This window comes from Streptomyces sp. NPDC051563, from assembly GCF_044454225.1.
Taxonomy (GTDB): domain Bacteria; phylum Actinomycetota; class Actinomycetes; order Streptomycetales; family Streptomycetaceae; genus Streptomyces.
Genome location: NZ_JBITDL010000024.1, coordinates 16,798 through 31,252, shown reverse-complemented (window position 1 = coordinate 31,252; position 14,455 = coordinate 16,798). Strand labels below are relative to the sequence as shown.

Below are 14,455 nucleotides of genomic sequence, written 5' to 3'. Positions count from 1 at the left end.
GTTCCGGGGGCCCGCGTTCCTACGTCCCGAGATCCGCACGGACGGTGACGAGGAAGCCGTGCCAGGCCGGCCCGGTGAAGAGCACGGCCGGGCCGTCCGTCCGCTTGGAGTCGCGGACGGCGAGCAGGCCGCCGCCGAGGGCGGCCGTTTCCACACAGTTGTTCATCCCGGTGCTGCGGCTGCTTCGCCGCCACCGCGCGCTGTTCAGAAGTCCGCCTGTGGATAAGGGGGTTGCGGACACGGAGGTGCCTCCTTACGCGTCGTCAGCGAGGGCGCTGATGAGATCCGACGAATCGCGGGGCGGGAGGGCGTGCGCCTGGATGGTGCGGAACGCGGCGCTGTACGCCTCAAGGTCTTCCTTCCGCTCCAGATAGAGGCTACTCGTCAAATGGTCGAGTACCACCACATCCAGATCGGCGATGTTCGGAAATGAGAAGATGACGAACGGTCCGGTGAGGCCGAGATGTCCCCCTACGCTGAACGGCAGTACCTGGAGCCGCACTTGGGGCAAACGCGACACCTCCACCAGGTGCCTCAGCTGTTCCTCCATCACCCCCGCCCCGCCGATCGCCCGCCGCAGCACCGCCTCGTCCAGGACGGCGCTCAGCTCCAGCGGCGGATCCGCCCGCAGGACCGACTGGCGCGCCAGGCGCACGTCGACCAGCGCCTCCACCTTCGGCTCCGGCAGCCCGCCCAGCGCGGCCCGGGTCACGGCCCGCGCGTACTGCGGGGTCTGCAGCAGACCCGGCACCACCGACAGTTCGACGGTGCGGGCCGACCGCGCGCCCGCCTCCAGGCTGATGAAGTCCCGGTACTCCTGCGGCAGCAGCCCCCGGTAGTCGTGCCACCACTGGCGCCCGCGGCCGGTGTCCTCGTCCGGGGCGGGGCCCGCCGCCGAGGCCGAGAGGGCCTCCAGCAGGGCGCGCTGCTGCGCGCTCACGACGTCCTCCCCGTAGACGTCGAGCAGGATCCGGATGTCCTCCACCTTGACGCCGCTGCGCCCCGTCTCGATGCGGCTGATCTTCGACTGGTGCCATCCCGCGAGCCGGGCCGCCTCACCGCTGGTGAGTCCGGACCGGTCGCGTAGGGCACGCAGCTCCTCGCCGAGCTTGCGCCGGCGCACCGCGGGACCGTGCTGCACATCCGCCTCCTTCCACCGGCACAGGTCGCACCAGTCTGCCGTCCAAATACGCTCTTCCGTAGCAGAGTTCACCGCATTGAGCGACAGATATATGCATATCTTGAGGGATCGGCGGAAACGGCGGGACGATGGGTGGCACTCTGGCGTCCAGCACAGATCCGGGGCGGCTTCGCCCCGGTGGGAAAGGGACCGTCGCCATGGCAGATCACCAGGAAGCATCCGTCACTCTGCCGAGCGATCCCGCCTCGGTCGCGGCCGCCCGCCGCTACGTGGCGGAGGTGCTGGGCGAGTGGGGACTGTCCGAGGGGACCGAAGCCGCCGACAGCATCCGGCTCATCGTCTCGGAACTGGCCACCAACTCCGTGCAGCACACCTTCGGCCAGTCGCCGACCTTCACCGTGGACATCCGCCTGGAGCGCGAGGAGTGGCTCCGCATCGGGGTCACCGACAGCCACCCGCGCTGGCCCAAGCGGCTCCCGGCCGCCGTCCAGCAGGACAACGGCCGGGGAATGGTCATCATCCGCTGGCTCGCCGCGGAGGCGGGCGGGCGCCTCTCGGTCAGCCCGACGGAGGACGGCGGCAAGACCGTCTGGATCGCCCTGCCCTGGACGGCCGCCGGCGCACCGGCGGGAACGCGCACCGGCTGCTGAGGCCGGTCACCCCTAAGGGTGATCCGATCGGCGGGACACTCCCTAAGCGCGCTCGGACACGCTGCGCTCGATGCACAGTTCGTTGCCCTCGGGGTCGGTCAGGGTGACCCAGCCCGTCCCGTCCTCGCGGCGGTGGTCGGCCCGCACCTTCGCGCCGAGCCCGATGAGCCGCTCGACGTTCTCGTCGCGGGTCCCGGTCACGGGCTGGATGTCCAGGTGGACCCGGTTCTTCGCGGACTTCCCCTCGGGCACCCGGACGAAGAGCACCCCGGGCACGCCCGGCTGACCCGGGACCAGCAGGATCTCGTCGTCGTCCGGCCGGTCGTCGGGGTGGAGGGGGAAACCGGTCACGGCGGACCAGAACTGCGCCAGCCGGTAAGGCTCCTGCGCGTCGAAGGTGATGTGGCGGACGGGGTTGACGAACATGCGGCTCCTCGTGGACGGCTCCGTATACGGAACCGGGCCGTGCGATGCCCGGAGTTGAACCGGGTACCTGCCCGAAACGTGGGTTAACTCGGCGGAAAAGTGCGGCCCCTAGCGTGGCGGCCACGTTCCTTCCGTCAATGGTCACCCATGAGCCGGCAAAGCGCGGGTGGGCGGGACGGAAAGCCTTTCCCTGCGTTGGGCAAGACATGCTTGGCTCGGATATGCGCAGGTCAACAAAGTGTTGAAGGCTCATAGGGTCGGACCGGCGCGATGTTGATCATGTCCCGGAAGCTTGGTGATAGCTGTGCAGCTGACCCCCCACGAGCAGGAGAGACTGCTCATCCACGTCGCCGCGGACGTGGCCGAGAGACGCCGGGCGCGGGGTGTGCTCCTCAACCACCCCGAGGTCATCGCCCTGATCACAGCGCACATCCTCGAAGGAGCCCGCGACGGGCGGACGGTGGCCGAGCTGATGGCCTCCGGGCGGACCGTGCTCTCCCGCGAGGAGGTCATGGAGGGGATACCCGAGATGATCCACGACGTCCAGGTCGAGGCGACCTTCCCGGACGGCACCAAGCTCGTCACCGTCCACGACCCCATCGTCTGAGAGCGAGTACCCGCATGATCCCCGGCGAAATCGCCTACGGGGACGGCCCGGTGCGCCTCAACGAAGGCCGGCCCGTCACCCGACTCACCGTGCTCAACTCCGCCGACCGGCCCGTCCAGGTCGGCTCGCACTACCACTTCGCCGAGGCCAACCCCGGCCTCGACTTCGACCGCGGGGCCGCCCGCGGACAGCGCCTCGACATCGCCGCCGGCACCGCGGTCCGCTTCGAGCCGGGCATCCCGGTCGCCGTGGCCCTCGTACCGCTGGCCGGACTGCGCACCGTTCCCGGACTGCGCGGGGAGACCGGAGGGCCGCTCGATGGCTGAGATATCGCGCCAGGTCTACGCCGACCTCTTCGGCCCCACCACGGGCGACCGCATCCGCCTCGCCGACACCGACCTCTTCGTCGAGATCGAGCAGGACCTCGCCGGCGGGCCCGGCCTGGCCGGTGACGAGGCCGTCTTCGGCGGCGGCAAGGTCATCCGCGAATCCATGGGACAGGCGCGCACCACCCGCGCCGAAGGAGCCGCGGACACCGTCATCACCGGAGTGGTGATCCTCGACCACTGGGGCATCGTCAAGGCGGACGTGGGCATCCGCGACGGCCGGATCTGCGGCATCGGCAAGGCGGGCAACCCCGACACCATGGACGGCGTCGACCGGGCGCTGGTGATCGGCCCGGAGACCGAGATCATCGCCGGCAACGGGAAGATCCTCACCGCCGGAGCCGTCGACGCCCACGTGCACTTCATCTCCCCGACCGTGATCGAGGAGGCCCTCTCCTCCGGCATCACCACCCTCGTCGGCGGCGGCACCGGCCCCGCCGAGGGCACCAAGGCCACCACCGTGACCCCCGGCCCCTGGCACCTGGCCCGGATGTTCGCCGCGCTGGAGGCCTACCCCGTCAACATCGGCCTGCTCGGCAAGGGCAACACCATGTCCCGCGAGGGCATGTACTCCCAACTGCGCGGCGGAGCACTCGGCTTCAAGCTCCACGAGGACTGGGGATCCACCCCCGCCGTCATCGACGCCTGCCTCACCGTCTGCGAGGAGACCGGCGCCCAGGCCGCGATCCACACCGACACCCTCAACGAGGCCGGATTCGTCGCCGACACCCTCGCCGCCATCGGCGGCCGGACCATCCACTCGTACCACACCGAAGGCGCCGGCGGCGGGCACGCCCCCGACATCATCACCGTGGTCTCCGAGCCCAACATCCTGCCCAGCTCCACCAATCCGACCCGGCCGCACACCGTCAACACCGTCGAGGAACACCTCGACATGCTCATGGTCTGCCACCACCTCAACCCGGCCGTCCCCGAGGACCTGGCCTTCGCCGAGTCCCGGATCCGGCCCTCCACCATCGCCGCCGAGGACGTCCTGCACGACCTCGGAGCCATCTCGATCATCTCCTCCGACGCCCAGGCCATGGGCCGCGTCGGCGAGGTGATCCTGCGCACCTGGCAGACCGCCCACGTGATGAAGAAGCGGCGCGGCTCCCTGCCCGGCGACGGCCCCGCCGACAACCACCGCGCCCGCCGCTACGTCGCCAAGTATACGATCAACCCGGCCGTGGCCCAGGGCCTGGCCCGCGACATCGGCTCCGTCGAAACCGGCAAGCTCGCCGACCTGGTGCTGTGGAAGCCCGCCTTCTTCGGAGTCAAGCCCGAACTGGTCATCAAGGGGGGCCAGATCGCCTACGCGCAGATGGGCGATGCCAACGCCTCCATCCCCACCCCGCAGCCGGTCCTGCCGCGCCCGATGTTCGGAGCGTACGGGCGGGCCCCCGGGCTCAACTCGGTGAACTTCACCGCCCAGGCCGCCCTCGACGACGGACTGCCCGAACGGCTCGGACTCGGCAAGGAGTTCGTCGCCATCGAGAGCACCCGCAAGGTGACCAAGGCGGACATGCGCAACAACGACGCCATGCCGAGGGTGGAGGTCGACGCCGACACCTTTACCGTCACCATCGACGGCGAGGTGGTGGAACCGGCCCCCGCGGCGGAACTCCCCATGGCCCAACGCTATTTCCTCTTCTGAGAACGGGGCCTTGCAATGAGCCTCGCCACCCTCCTCGTCCTCGCGGACGGCCGCTTCCCTGCCGGAGGGCACGCCCACTCCGGCGGGGCCGAGGCCGCCTGCAAGGCGGGCCGGATCCACGACGCCGCCACCCTGGCGGAGTTCTGCCGGGGACGGCTGCACACCGCCGGGCTCGTCGCGGCCGCACTCGCCGCGGCGGCCGCCCTCGGGATCGACCCGGCGGCCCTCGACGAAGCCGCCGACGCCCGGACCCCGTCGCCCGCGCTGCGCACGGCCGGGCGGCGGCTCGGGCGCCAGCTGATGCGGGCCGCCCGCGCCACCTGGCCCGGCGCGGAACTCGACGCCCTGGCGGCCGCGTACCCGCGCGGGGCGCACCAGCCCGTGGTGCTCGGCGTCACGGCCCGGTCGGCGGGGCTCGGGCCGCTCGACGCCGCGCACGTGGCGGCGTACGAGAGCGTGAGCGGGCCGGCCACCGCCACCGTGCGCCTGCTCGGCCTGGACCCCTTCGAGGCGACCCGGGTCCTGGCCGGGCTCGCCCCCGACCTGGACTCCGTGTCCCGGCTGGCCGAGCGGGCCGCGCTGCGGGCCCGCGCCGACGGCACGCACACCCTGCCCGCGGCCTCCTCGCCGCTGCTGGACATCGCGGCGCAGGCCCATGCCGACTGGCCGGTACGGCTGTTCGCCTCCTGATCCGGCGTACGCCCCGCCCCGCCTCCTGTACGCCCGGCCCGTACGCCTCACCCCGTACCCCGGCCCGTACGCCCCACCCCCGCACCCCTGCCCGCTTCAGCACAAGGAGCCAGCCATGCACCTCGACCACGCGGTGACCTTCCCGCACCGCCATACCCACGGCGCCGAGCCGCTCCGGGCCGACGGGACCCGCCGGGCCCTGCGCATCGGCCTCGGCGGGCCCGTCGGCTCCGGCAAGACCGCCACCGTCGCCGCCCTCTGCCGGGCCCTGCGCGCGGAGCTGTCCATGGCCGTGGTCACCAACGACATCTACACCCGCGAGGACGCGGAGTTCCTGCTCCGCGAAGCCGTCCTGCCGCCCGAGCGGATCAGCGCCGTGGAGACCGGCGCCTGCCCGCACACCGCCATCCGCGACGACATCTCCGCCAACCTGGAGGCCGTCGAGGAACTGGAGGAGGCCTTCCACGGGCTCGGACGGCTCGACCTGATCCTCGTGGAGTCCGGCGGGGACAACCTCACCGCCACGTTCTCCCGGGGCCTCGTCGACGCCCAGATCTTCGTCATCGACGTGGCCGGCGGCGACGACATCCCGCGCAAGGGCGGCCCCGGCGTCACCACCGCCGACCTGCTCGTCGTGAACAAGACCGACCTCGCCCCGTACGTCGGCTCCGACCTGGGCCGGATGGCCAGCGATGCCGCCGAGCAGCGCGGTGAACTGCCCGTCGCCTTCCAGTCCTTGCGCAGCGAGGAAGGGGTGGCCCCGGTGGCCGCCTGGGTGCGCGAGCGGATCGCCGCCTGGACCAGCCGGTGAGCCCTGCCGCGAGCCCTACGGTGATCCCCGCGGCCATCCCGGAAGGGACGACCCCTCCGGCCGGCCTGCGGGCCACCGCCAGGATCGGCGCCGTGGCCGACGGCCGGGGCTCCACCGCCCTGCCGCTGCTGGCCGGTGAGGGGCCGCTCGCCCTGCGCCGCACCCGGGGCGGGCCCGGCGAGGCCGGCGTCATGCTGGTCGGCGCCATGAGCGCCCCCCTGGGCGGCGATCAACTCAGGGTCGAGGCAACCGCCGGGCCGGGCGCGCGGATGGTGCTCCGGTCGGCGGCCGCCACCCTGGCCCTGCCCGGCCGGCACGGGGAACCCGCGCGGTACGACGTACGGCTGCGGCTCGCGGACGGCGCCGCGGTGCGCTGGCTGCCGGAGCCCCTCGTCTCGGTGCGCGGCAGCGACCTGCGGGTCTCCACCCGGGCCGAACTGGCGCCCACCGCCCGGCTCCTGCTGCGCGAGGAGCAGGTGCTCGGCCGCACCGGGGAGGCCCCGGGCCTGCTGCGGTCCCGGCTCACCGTGACCCGGGACGGGAAGCCGCTGCTGGACCAGGAGCTGGCCTGCGGACCCGGCGCGCCCGGCGGCTGGGACGGTCCGGCGGGACTCGCGGGCCACCGCGCGCTGGGCCAGCTGATCGTGGTGGACCCGGAGTTCGCGAAGTCCCCGCCGCAGGCCGGGATGCTGGGGGAGTGCGCGGCGCTCACCCCGCTGGCGGGCCCCGCCGTCCTGGTCACGGCCCTGGCCCCGGACGCCCTGCGGCTCCGCGAACTCCTCGACTCCGCCTGCGCCGACCACGGTTGGTGAGCCCGGGCGGCGGCCCCGGCCGGGAGCCGGCGAACCCGGGACGAACCCGACACCGCTCAGCGGTACACGCATTTCCGGATATCGGGTTGGCAAAGAACCGCCCCGTGCTCTGTCGCCCGCTCCCGGTCAGGCGGAAGTATCCCCTGCACATGCCGACGCACATCCACACCGGCACGAACCACGCCGCCCACGGCGGCAGATGACGCAGGGGGAACAACCACGTGATACGCAACGCGGCGCTGGGGAGCGCCGCCACTCTGATCACCGGCACGCTGGCGGCGAGCCTGCTGCTCGCTCCGTCGGCGTCGGCCACCCAGATCTCCGAGTCCGGGTCCTACGGCCGCGACAGCCAGATCGCCGAGACGATCGGCACCTCGATCGCCGCCGCCCGCGCAGCGCGCACCGGGATCGACTGGAAGGACTGTCCGGCCGACTGGGGCTTCGAGAAGCCCATCCAGTGCGGCTACGTGAAGGTCCCGCTGGACTACAGCAAGCCGTTCGGCAAGACGATCGACCTCGCGGTCGACCGCGCCGTCAGCACCGGCACCAAGGACGAGCGCCAGGGCGCGCTCCTGTACAACCCCGGCGGTCCCGGCGGTTCGGGCATGCGCTTCCCCCGGCGCGTCACCACCAAGAGCCCGCTGTGGGTCAACACCTCCAAGGCCTACGACTTCGTCGGCTTCGACCCGCGCGGCGTCGGCCACTCCGCGCCGATCTCCTGCATCGACCCGCAGGAGTACGTCAAGGCCCCCAAGGCCGACCCGGTTCCGGACAGCAAGGCCGACAAGAACGCCCAGCGCAAGCTCGCCGAGGAGTACGCGGACGGCTGCAAGGAGCGCAGCGGCGAGATGCTGCCGTTCATGACCACGCCGAACATCGCGCGTGACCTGGACGTCATCCGTGCCGCCCTCGGCGAGAAGAAGCTGAACTTCATCGGCGTCTCCTACGGCACCTACATCGGCGGGGTCTACGCGACCCTGTTCCCGAGCCACGTGCGCCGCATGATCGTGGACAGCGTCGTCGACCCGGACCGCGACAACATCTGGTACGAGGCCAACCTCGGTCAGGACATCGCCTTCCAGACGCGCTGGAACGACTGGGAGGACTGGGTCGCCAAGAACGACGCCTCCTTCCACCTCGGCACCACCCGCGCCGCGGTCGAGGCCAAGTGGCTGACGCTGCGCGCCAAGGCCAAGGCCAACCCGCTCGGCGGGATCGTCGGACCGGCCGAGCTCATCGGCTTCTTCCAGAGCGCCCCGTACTACGACTCCTCCTGGGTGCCCGTCGCCCAGACCTGGGCCGCGTACGAGGCCGGCGACACGCAGGCGCTGATCGACGCCATCGCCCCCGACATGAGCGACACCGCGGGCAACGCCTCGGCGGAGAACGGCAACGCCGTCTACACCGCCGTGGAGTGCGCCGACGCCAAGTGGCCCACCAGCTGGTCCAAGTGGGACCGGGACAACACCAAGCTGCACGCCCAGTACCCCTTCATGACCTGGGCCAACGCGTGGATGAACCTGCCCTGCGCCACCTGGAAGTCCAAGCAGCACAACGCGATCGAGGTCGGCGCGGGCAAGCACAGCGGCCTGCCGCCGGTGCTGATCGTGCAGTCCGAGCGTGACGCCGCCACGCCGTACAAGGGCGGGGTCTCCCTGCACAACCGGCTGGCCGGCTCGCGTCTGATCACCGAGCAGAACGCCGGCTCGCACGGGGTCACCGGCCTGGTGAACCCCTGCATCAACACCCGGGTGGACACCTACCTGCTCACCGGCCAGGTCGACGCGCAGGACGTCAAGTGCGCCCCGCACGCCACCCCGGTGGCCCCGGCCCCCGTCGCCGCCAAGCTGATCGCGCCGGCCCCGGCCGCCGACCAGCGGGTGATCGACGAGCTCCCGGCCATCCGCTAGCCGGACCGGGCGGCACCCGCTCGGCAGCACCGCACGGGAGAAGGCTCAGCGCGTCCTGCGCCGGGCCTTCTTCCGTGCTTCCTCTTCCTCCGCCTTGACCTCGGCGGCGTACCGGTCCACGTACTCCTGGCCGGACAGCGCGAGGACCTCGTACATGATCTCGTCGGTGACGGCCCGCAGCACGGCGCGCTCGCCCTCCATCCCCTCGTACCGGGAGAAGTCCAGCGGCCGCCCGAAGCGGATCGTGACCCGGCGGATCTTGGGGATCTTCTGTCCGGGCGGCTGGATCTCGAAGGTCCCGACCATCGCGCACGGGACCACGGGCACCCCGGCGCCCAGCGCCATCGCCGCCACGCCCACCTTGCCCTTGTACAGCCGCCCGTCGTGCGAGCGGGTGCCCTCCGGGTAGATGCCGAGCAGTTCGCCCTTGGACAGCACCCCCAGTCCCTCGCGGAGCGCCGCCTGACCGGCGTCCTTGCCGGAACGGTCGACGGGGATCTGGCCGGCGCTGCGGAAGAAGGCGGCCGTGAGCCGTCCCTTCACTCCCGGTCCGGTGAAGTACTCGGCCTTCGCGAGGAAGGTGATGCGGCGCTTGAGGATCGCGGGCATCAGGAAGTGGTCCGAGAAGGAGAGGTGGTTGCCCGCGATGATCGCGGCCCCGTCCTCCGGGATGTTCTCCAGTCCTTCGATGCGGGGCCGGAACAGGAGCCGCAGCAGCGGCCCCAGGATCACGTGCTTGAGCAAGTGGTAGAACACCAGGCGGCTCCCGTCGACGTCCCTCGGTCACGGACATCCTACGGACGGCCCGCCGGGGGGTGGAGGGCGCTGGTACTCAGGTAGCTGCTCAGGTACCGCCCGAGGCAGCCATTCCCGCGGTGAGGAGCCCCAGCACGACCCAGCCGAACCACAGCCAGCCGTTGCTTCCCAGGGCCACGGAATACGTGGCGATCGCCACCAGAGAGGCGAAGGTCATCACTGCCATCGCCTTCACGGATCCGGTCATGCCCCATGGTGGCGCCTCAGGGTGCTCCGGCGCTACTGGCCACGCGCTTGGAGCGAAGCGAGATAGGAGTTGTAGGCCGCCAGCTCCTGGTCCCCGTTGCGGTCCTCGGAGCGGTCGGAGCGCTTCGCCGCCCGCTGTTCCGAGTGGTACCACTGGTAGACCAGCGCGATCAGCACCAGCACCGAGGGCACCTCGCTGAAGGCCCAGGCGATGCCGCCGCCCCACTGCTGGTCGAGCAGCGGGTCGATGCCCAGGGACGCGGGCGGGTTCGCGTACGTCTTGATCATCGGCTCGCTCGCCATCATCAGCGCGATGCCGAAGAAGGCGTGGAAGGGCATTCCGGCGAACAGCTCCAGCATCCGCATCACGTAGCCGGGGCGGTGCGGGCCCGGGTCCACGCCCATGATCGGCCAGAAGAAGACGAGGCCGACGGCGAGGAAGTGCACCATCATCGCGATGTGACCGGTCTTCGACCCCATCAGGAAGTCGAAGAGCGGGGTGAAGTACAGGCCGTAGAGGCTGGCGATGAACATCGGGATGGTGAACACCGGATGGGTGATCACCTTCATGTACCGGCTGTGCAGGAGCATCAGGAGCAGCTCGCGCGGACCCTTGTGACCGCGGGCCGCCGGCGCCAGCGCGCGCAGCGCCAGCGTCACGGGCGCGCCCAGCAGCAGCAGGATCGGGCTGAGCATGCTGATCACCATGTGCTGGACCATGTGCACGCTGAACATGACCATGCCGTAGTCGTTCAGCTTGGTGCACATCACCAGGGCCACGCTCAGCACGCCGATGGTGAAGGAGACCGTCCGGCCGACCGGCCAGGCATCCCCGCGGCGGCGCAGCCGCACCACGCCCCACCCGTACAGCGCGAGGCCGAGGACCGAGCCGATCAGGAAGAAGGCGTCGAAGGAGAACTCCAGCCCGCGCCCGAGAGTGAAGGGCGGCAGGTCCATGTCCATGTGGTCCATGTCCATGGCGCCGTGCGCGAGGTAACTCAATCTCTTCACTCCCTTGACCCGTGGTGCCCCACCACAGTAATGCCGCCCCCGGACGGGAATCGTCCGGGGGCGGCCCTTACGGGAGTGACGCGGAGAAAGGGGGAAAGATCACAGAACGTTCTGCGCCTCGTCGTAGCGCTCGGACGGGACCGTCTTCAGGGTCTGCACGGCCTCGTCGAGGGGCACCATCACGATGTCCGTGCCGCGCAGCGCCGTGAGCATCCCGAACTCGCCCCGGTGGGCCGCCTCCACCGCGTGCCAGCCGAAGCGGGTCGCCAGCACCCGGTCGTACGCGGTGGGCGTGCCGCCGCGCTGGACGTGGCCCAGGATGACCGGGCGGGCCTCCTTGCCGAGACGCTCCTCCAGCTCGACGGCGAGACGGTTGCCGATGCCGGCGAAGCGCTCGTGGCCGTACATGTCGGTGCCGCCGCTCTCCAGGGCCATCGAGCTGCCCCCGGCGGGCTTGGCGCCCTCGGCGACCACGACGATCGCGAAGCGCTTGCCCTGCTGGAAGCGTTCGCCGACGATCGCCGTCAGCCGCTCGATGTCGAAGGGGCGCTCCGGTACGACGATGGCGTGCGCGCCGGCCGCCATGCCCGAGTGCAGGGCGATCCAGCCGGTGTGGCGGCCCATGACCTCCACGACCATCACGCGCTGGTGGGACTCCGCGGTGGTCTTCAGCCGGTCCAGGGCCTCGGTGGCGACCCCGACGGCGGTGTCGAAGCCGAAGGTGACGTCGGTGGAGGCGATGTCGTTGTCGATGGTCTTCGGGACCCCGACGATCGGCAGACCGCCCTGCGAGAGCAGGTTCGCGGCCTTCAGGGTGCCCTCGCCGCCGATCGGGATGATCGCGTCCAGGCCGAGGTCGGCGACGTGGCCGCGGGCCCGCTCCACGCCGTCGCGCAGATGGGCGGGCTGGACCCGGGAGGAGCCCAGAATCGTTCCGCCACGGGCCAGGATGCCGCTCACGGCGTCCAGGTCGAGCTTGCGGTAGTCGCACTCCAGCAGGCCGCGCCAGCCGTCGTGGAAACCGATGACCTCGTCCCCGTGGTCGACGACGGCGCGGTGCACGACGGAGCGGATGACGGCATTGAGCCCGGGGCAGTCGCCTCCGGAAGTGAGCACACCAATGCGCATGGCAGGAGGACCTTTGCAACGTGGGCCGACGACCGGACCACGTCGTCCGGTTGGAACTACCCAGCACCCTACAAGCGGATCGAGGGTGGACTGAACCATCCTCCACATGCTGGTCAGATCCGTCGTACGAAAACACGTCGGCCCGGACCCCAGCAGGGGAATCCGGGCCGGACGGCGGGTACGGCGAGGGCTACGCGGGCTGCGTGGCCGCCGCGATCCGCTCGGCGCGCAGCGCCTCGTACCAGCGGTCGTCGATGGGCGGCAGCGCGTTCACGTCGAGGGCCAGCTTCAGCAGCAGGTCCGCGATCAGCGGGTTGCGCGCCAGCACGGGACCGTGCATGTACGTGCCGAACACCGTGTCGTTGTACGCGCCTTCGGTGCCGTCACCGGTGCCGTTGCCCCGGCCCATCGTGACCCGCGCGAAGGGCTTGGCCGTCGGGCCGAGGTGGGTGACGCCCTGGTGGTTCTCGAAGCCGGTCAGCTGCGGCAGCCCGAGCCGCGGGTCGATGTCGCCGAGCACGTCGCCGACGCACCGCTCGCCCTCGCCGCGCACGGTCACCACGTCCAGCAGGCCGAGGCCCTCCTGGCGCTGGCCGACGTCGTTGACGAACTCCTGCCCCAGGATCTGGTACCCGGCGCAGACGGAGAAGACGATCGCCCCGTTCGAGACGGCCCGCTCCAGACCGCCGTCGCGCAGCAGCCGCTCGGCGGCCAGCCGCTGCGGCCGGTCCTCACCGCCGCCGATCAGGTAGATGTCGCCCGAGGTCGGGATCGGCTGGTCGCTGCGCACGTCCACGCGCTGCACGTCCAGGCCGCGCCGGCGGGCCCGGCGCTCGACGACCAGGGCGTTGCCCTGGTCTCCGTACGTGCTGAGCAGGTCGGGGTAGACCCACACCAGACGCAGGCTGTTGTCGCTCATGCTCTTGTCCTTATGGGTACTAGTTGCCGACGCGGCGGCGCACGTCCTGGAAGGCGGTGTAGTTGGCGATCAGCTCGATCTGTCCGGGCGGCGCGAGCTGCACGGCCTCGTCGAGGGTCTCGCACACCCGGAAGTCCAGGCCCGCGACCTCCAGGCGGACCGCCAGGTCCAGCTTGCGGTCGCCGATCACGAAGATCGGGTGGCCGGCGAGCCGCGGGTAGTCCACGTCCCACAGCCACGAGGTGTCCGTACCGTCCGCACCGCGCGCGTTGACCGACAGGATCACCGGGGTCGGCGGCGGGTCGATGAGGGAGAACGTCTCCAGCCAGCCGGCCGGGTTCTTCGCGAGCAGCAGCCGCAGTTCGCGGCCCTGGAAGCTCACCACGTCGTAGCGTCCGGCGACGGCCTGCACCTGGTACATCCGCTCCAGCGCCACCTGCGGGGGGACGCCGAAGACGGCTGCCACGGCGGCCGAGGTGGCCGCGTTCGCCTTGTTGGCGCGGCCCGGCAGCTGGAGGCTGATCGGCCAGGCGCTGCCGTGCGGGTCGAGCACGTGGTCACCGGAGAGCACCCAACTCGGGGTGGGACGCCGGAAACCGCACTCGCCGCAGAACCAGTCGTCGCCCGGACGCTGCATGACGCCACCGCAGGAGGGGCACGACCAGGCGTCGTCCTTCCACTCCTGGCCGGCCGCGACCCACACCACGTTCTGCGAGGAGGAGGCGGCCCACACGATGAGCGGGTCGTCCGCGTTCGCGACGACGACCGCCTTGGAGCCCGAGAGGCCCTCGCGCCACTTCTCCGCGAGCATGCGGGTCTCGGCGGCGCGGTCCAGCTGGTCGCGGGAGAGGTTCAGCAGGGCGATCACCTTGGGGGTGACGTCCCGGGCCACTCCGGCCAGGTACTTCTCGTCCACCTCGATGACGCCGTAGCGGGCGTCCGAACCGCCCGCCAGGGCGGAGGTGATGCCCGCGGGCATGTTCGCGCCCAGAGCGTTGGAGACGACCGGACCGCTGGCCCGCAGGGCCTCCGCGATGAGCCGGGTCGTCGTGGTCTTGCCGTTCGTCGCCGAGACGAGGACGACGTCGAGATGCTGCGCCAGCGCGCCGAGGAGATCGGGGTCGAGCTTGAGCGCGACCTTGCCTCCGATCACCGATCCGCTTCCGCGTCCCGCGGCCCGCGACACCGCCGCCGCGGCCTTGCCCGCCGTCACGGCCAGCTTGGCCCGCGGCGAAAGCGGCTCCGTGTTGCCTGCCATCGTCCCTTGTCCTCCTTGCGTCGGTCGCCCCCAGCCTATCCATGACCTGC

General features: G+C 71.3%; 17 protein-coding genes. 8 read left to right on the top strand and 9 right to left on the bottom strand.

From position 1 onward, the window contains the following. Positions 1-19: 19 nt before the first annotated feature. Both ACIA8F_RS26735 and ACIA8F_RS26730 read right to left on the bottom strand, forming a co-directional pair. A complete protein-coding gene (locus tag ACIA8F_RS26735) occupies positions 20-241 on the bottom strand; it encodes a DUF397 domain-containing protein (protein WP_399382447.1) in 222 nt (73 codons plus the stop codon). Between the two features lie 12 nt (positions 242-253). After that, positions 254-1,141 (bottom strand): helix-turn-helix domain-containing protein, encoded by an 888-nt coding sequence (locus ACIA8F_RS26730; protein WP_399382445.1) that lies wholly within the window; start codon positions 1,139-1,141, stop codon positions 254-256. Positions 1,142-1,338: 197 nt separating this feature from the next. On the opposite strand from ACIA8F_RS26730, the gene ACIA8F_RS26725 reads away from it, so the two are divergent. Beyond that, complete coding sequence (locus ACIA8F_RS26725; protein ID WP_399382444.1) at positions 1,339-1,791, top strand: ATP-binding protein; 453 nt, start codon at positions 1,339-1,341, stop codon at positions 1,789-1,791. 42 nt (positions 1,792-1,833) lie between these two features. On the opposite strand, the gene ACIA8F_RS26720 is transcribed toward ACIA8F_RS26725, so the two are convergent. Further along, the gene (locus tag ACIA8F_RS26720) at positions 1,834-2,217 is read right to left on the bottom strand and encodes a VOC family protein (protein WP_399382443.1); all 384 of its coding nucleotides are present in this window, start codon (positions 2,215-2,217) and stop codon (positions 1,834-1,836) included. A 304-nt stretch (positions 2,218-2,521) separates the two neighbouring features. On the opposite strand from ACIA8F_RS26720, the gene ACIA8F_RS26715 reads away from it, so the two are divergent. The 7 genes from ACIA8F_RS26715 to ACIA8F_RS26685 all read left to right on the top strand — a co-directional run bounded on the left by ACIA8F_RS26715 (position 2,522) and on the right by ACIA8F_RS26685 (position 9,087). Further along, positions 2,522-2,824 carry an urease subunit gamma gene (locus ACIA8F_RS26715; RefSeq protein ID WP_383942231.1) on the top strand — a complete coding sequence of 101 codons (303 nt, stop codon included), beginning with the start codon at positions 2,522-2,524 and terminating at the stop codon, positions 2,822-2,824. A gap of 14 nt (positions 2,825-2,838) precedes the next feature. Then, positions 2,839-3,150 carry an urease subunit beta gene (locus ACIA8F_RS26710; RefSeq protein ID WP_399382442.1) on the top strand — a complete coding sequence of 104 codons (312 nt, stop codon included), beginning with the start codon at positions 2,839-2,841 and terminating at the stop codon, positions 3,148-3,150. Then, positions 3,143-4,864: an urease subunit alpha gene (locus tag ACIA8F_RS26705; RefSeq protein ID WP_399382441.1), complete on the top strand. Its 1,722-nt coding sequence runs from the start codon at positions 3,143-3,145 to the stop codon at positions 4,862-4,864. Before ACIA8F_RS26710 ends, ACIA8F_RS26705 begins: the two co-directional genes overlap by 8 nt. Before the next feature lie 15 nt (positions 4,865-4,879). Continuing rightward, on the top strand, positions 4,880-5,554 hold the full coding sequence (locus ACIA8F_RS26700; RefSeq protein ID WP_399382439.1) for an urease accessory protein UreF: 675 nt from the start codon (positions 4,880-4,882) through the stop codon (positions 5,552-5,554). A 115-nt stretch (positions 5,555-5,669) separates the two neighbouring features. Beyond that, positions 5,670-6,365 carry an urease accessory protein UreG gene (ureG, locus tag ACIA8F_RS26695; RefSeq protein ID WP_399382437.1) on the top strand — a complete coding sequence of 232 codons (696 nt, stop codon included), beginning with the start codon at positions 5,670-5,672 and terminating at the stop codon, positions 6,363-6,365. Then, positions 6,362-7,177 carry an urease accessory protein UreD gene (locus ACIA8F_RS26690; RefSeq protein ID WP_399382435.1) on the top strand — a complete coding sequence of 272 codons (816 nt, stop codon included), beginning with the start codon at positions 6,362-6,364 and terminating at the stop codon, positions 7,175-7,177. The genes ureG and ACIA8F_RS26690 overlap by 4 nt, the downstream gene beginning before the upstream one ends. 221 nt (positions 7,178-7,398) lie before the next feature. Then, complete coding sequence (locus tag ACIA8F_RS26685; protein ID WP_399382434.1) at positions 7,399-9,087, top strand: alpha/beta hydrolase; 1,689 nt, start codon at positions 7,399-7,401, stop codon at positions 9,085-9,087. Between the two features lie 45 nt (positions 9,088-9,132). Here the strand turns inward: ACIA8F_RS26685 and ACIA8F_RS26680 are convergent, their stop codons facing one another. From ACIA8F_RS26680 to ACIA8F_RS26655, 6 genes are all read right to left on the bottom strand, one after another. Continuing rightward, positions 9,133-9,843, bottom strand: coding sequence for a lysophospholipid acyltransferase family protein (locus ACIA8F_RS26680; RefSeq protein ID WP_399382432.1), 711 nt, complete (start codon positions 9,841-9,843; stop codon positions 9,133-9,135). An 88-nt stretch (positions 9,844-9,931) separates the two neighbouring features. Beyond that, positions 9,932-10,090 (bottom strand): hypothetical protein, encoded by a 159-nt coding sequence (locus ACIA8F_RS26675; protein WP_250740168.1) that lies wholly within the window; start codon positions 10,088-10,090, stop codon positions 9,932-9,934. A gap of 32 nt (positions 10,091-10,122) precedes the next feature. Then, positions 10,123-11,067: a cytochrome c oxidase assembly protein gene (locus ACIA8F_RS26670; protein ID WP_399382581.1), complete on the bottom strand. Its 945-nt coding sequence runs from the start codon at positions 11,065-11,067 to the stop codon at positions 10,123-10,125. A 132-nt stretch (positions 11,068-11,199) separates the two neighbouring features. Beyond that, positions 11,200-12,228 carry a 6-phosphofructokinase gene (locus ACIA8F_RS26665; RefSeq protein WP_399382430.1) on the bottom strand — a complete coding sequence of 343 codons (1,029 nt, stop codon included), beginning with the start codon at positions 12,226-12,228 and terminating at the stop codon, positions 11,200-11,202. A 190-nt stretch (positions 12,229-12,418) separates the two neighbouring features. After that, positions 12,419-13,147, bottom strand: coding sequence for a type 1 glutamine amidotransferase (locus ACIA8F_RS26660; RefSeq protein ID WP_399382429.1), 729 nt, complete (start codon positions 13,145-13,147; stop codon positions 12,419-12,421). A 19-nt stretch (positions 13,148-13,166) separates the two neighbouring features. Then, entirely contained in the window at positions 13,167-14,405 is a 1,239-nt protein-coding gene (locus ACIA8F_RS26655) for a MurT ligase domain-containing protein (RefSeq protein ID WP_266876101.1), read from the bottom strand. Between the last annotated feature and the right edge of the window lie 50 nt (positions 14,406-14,455).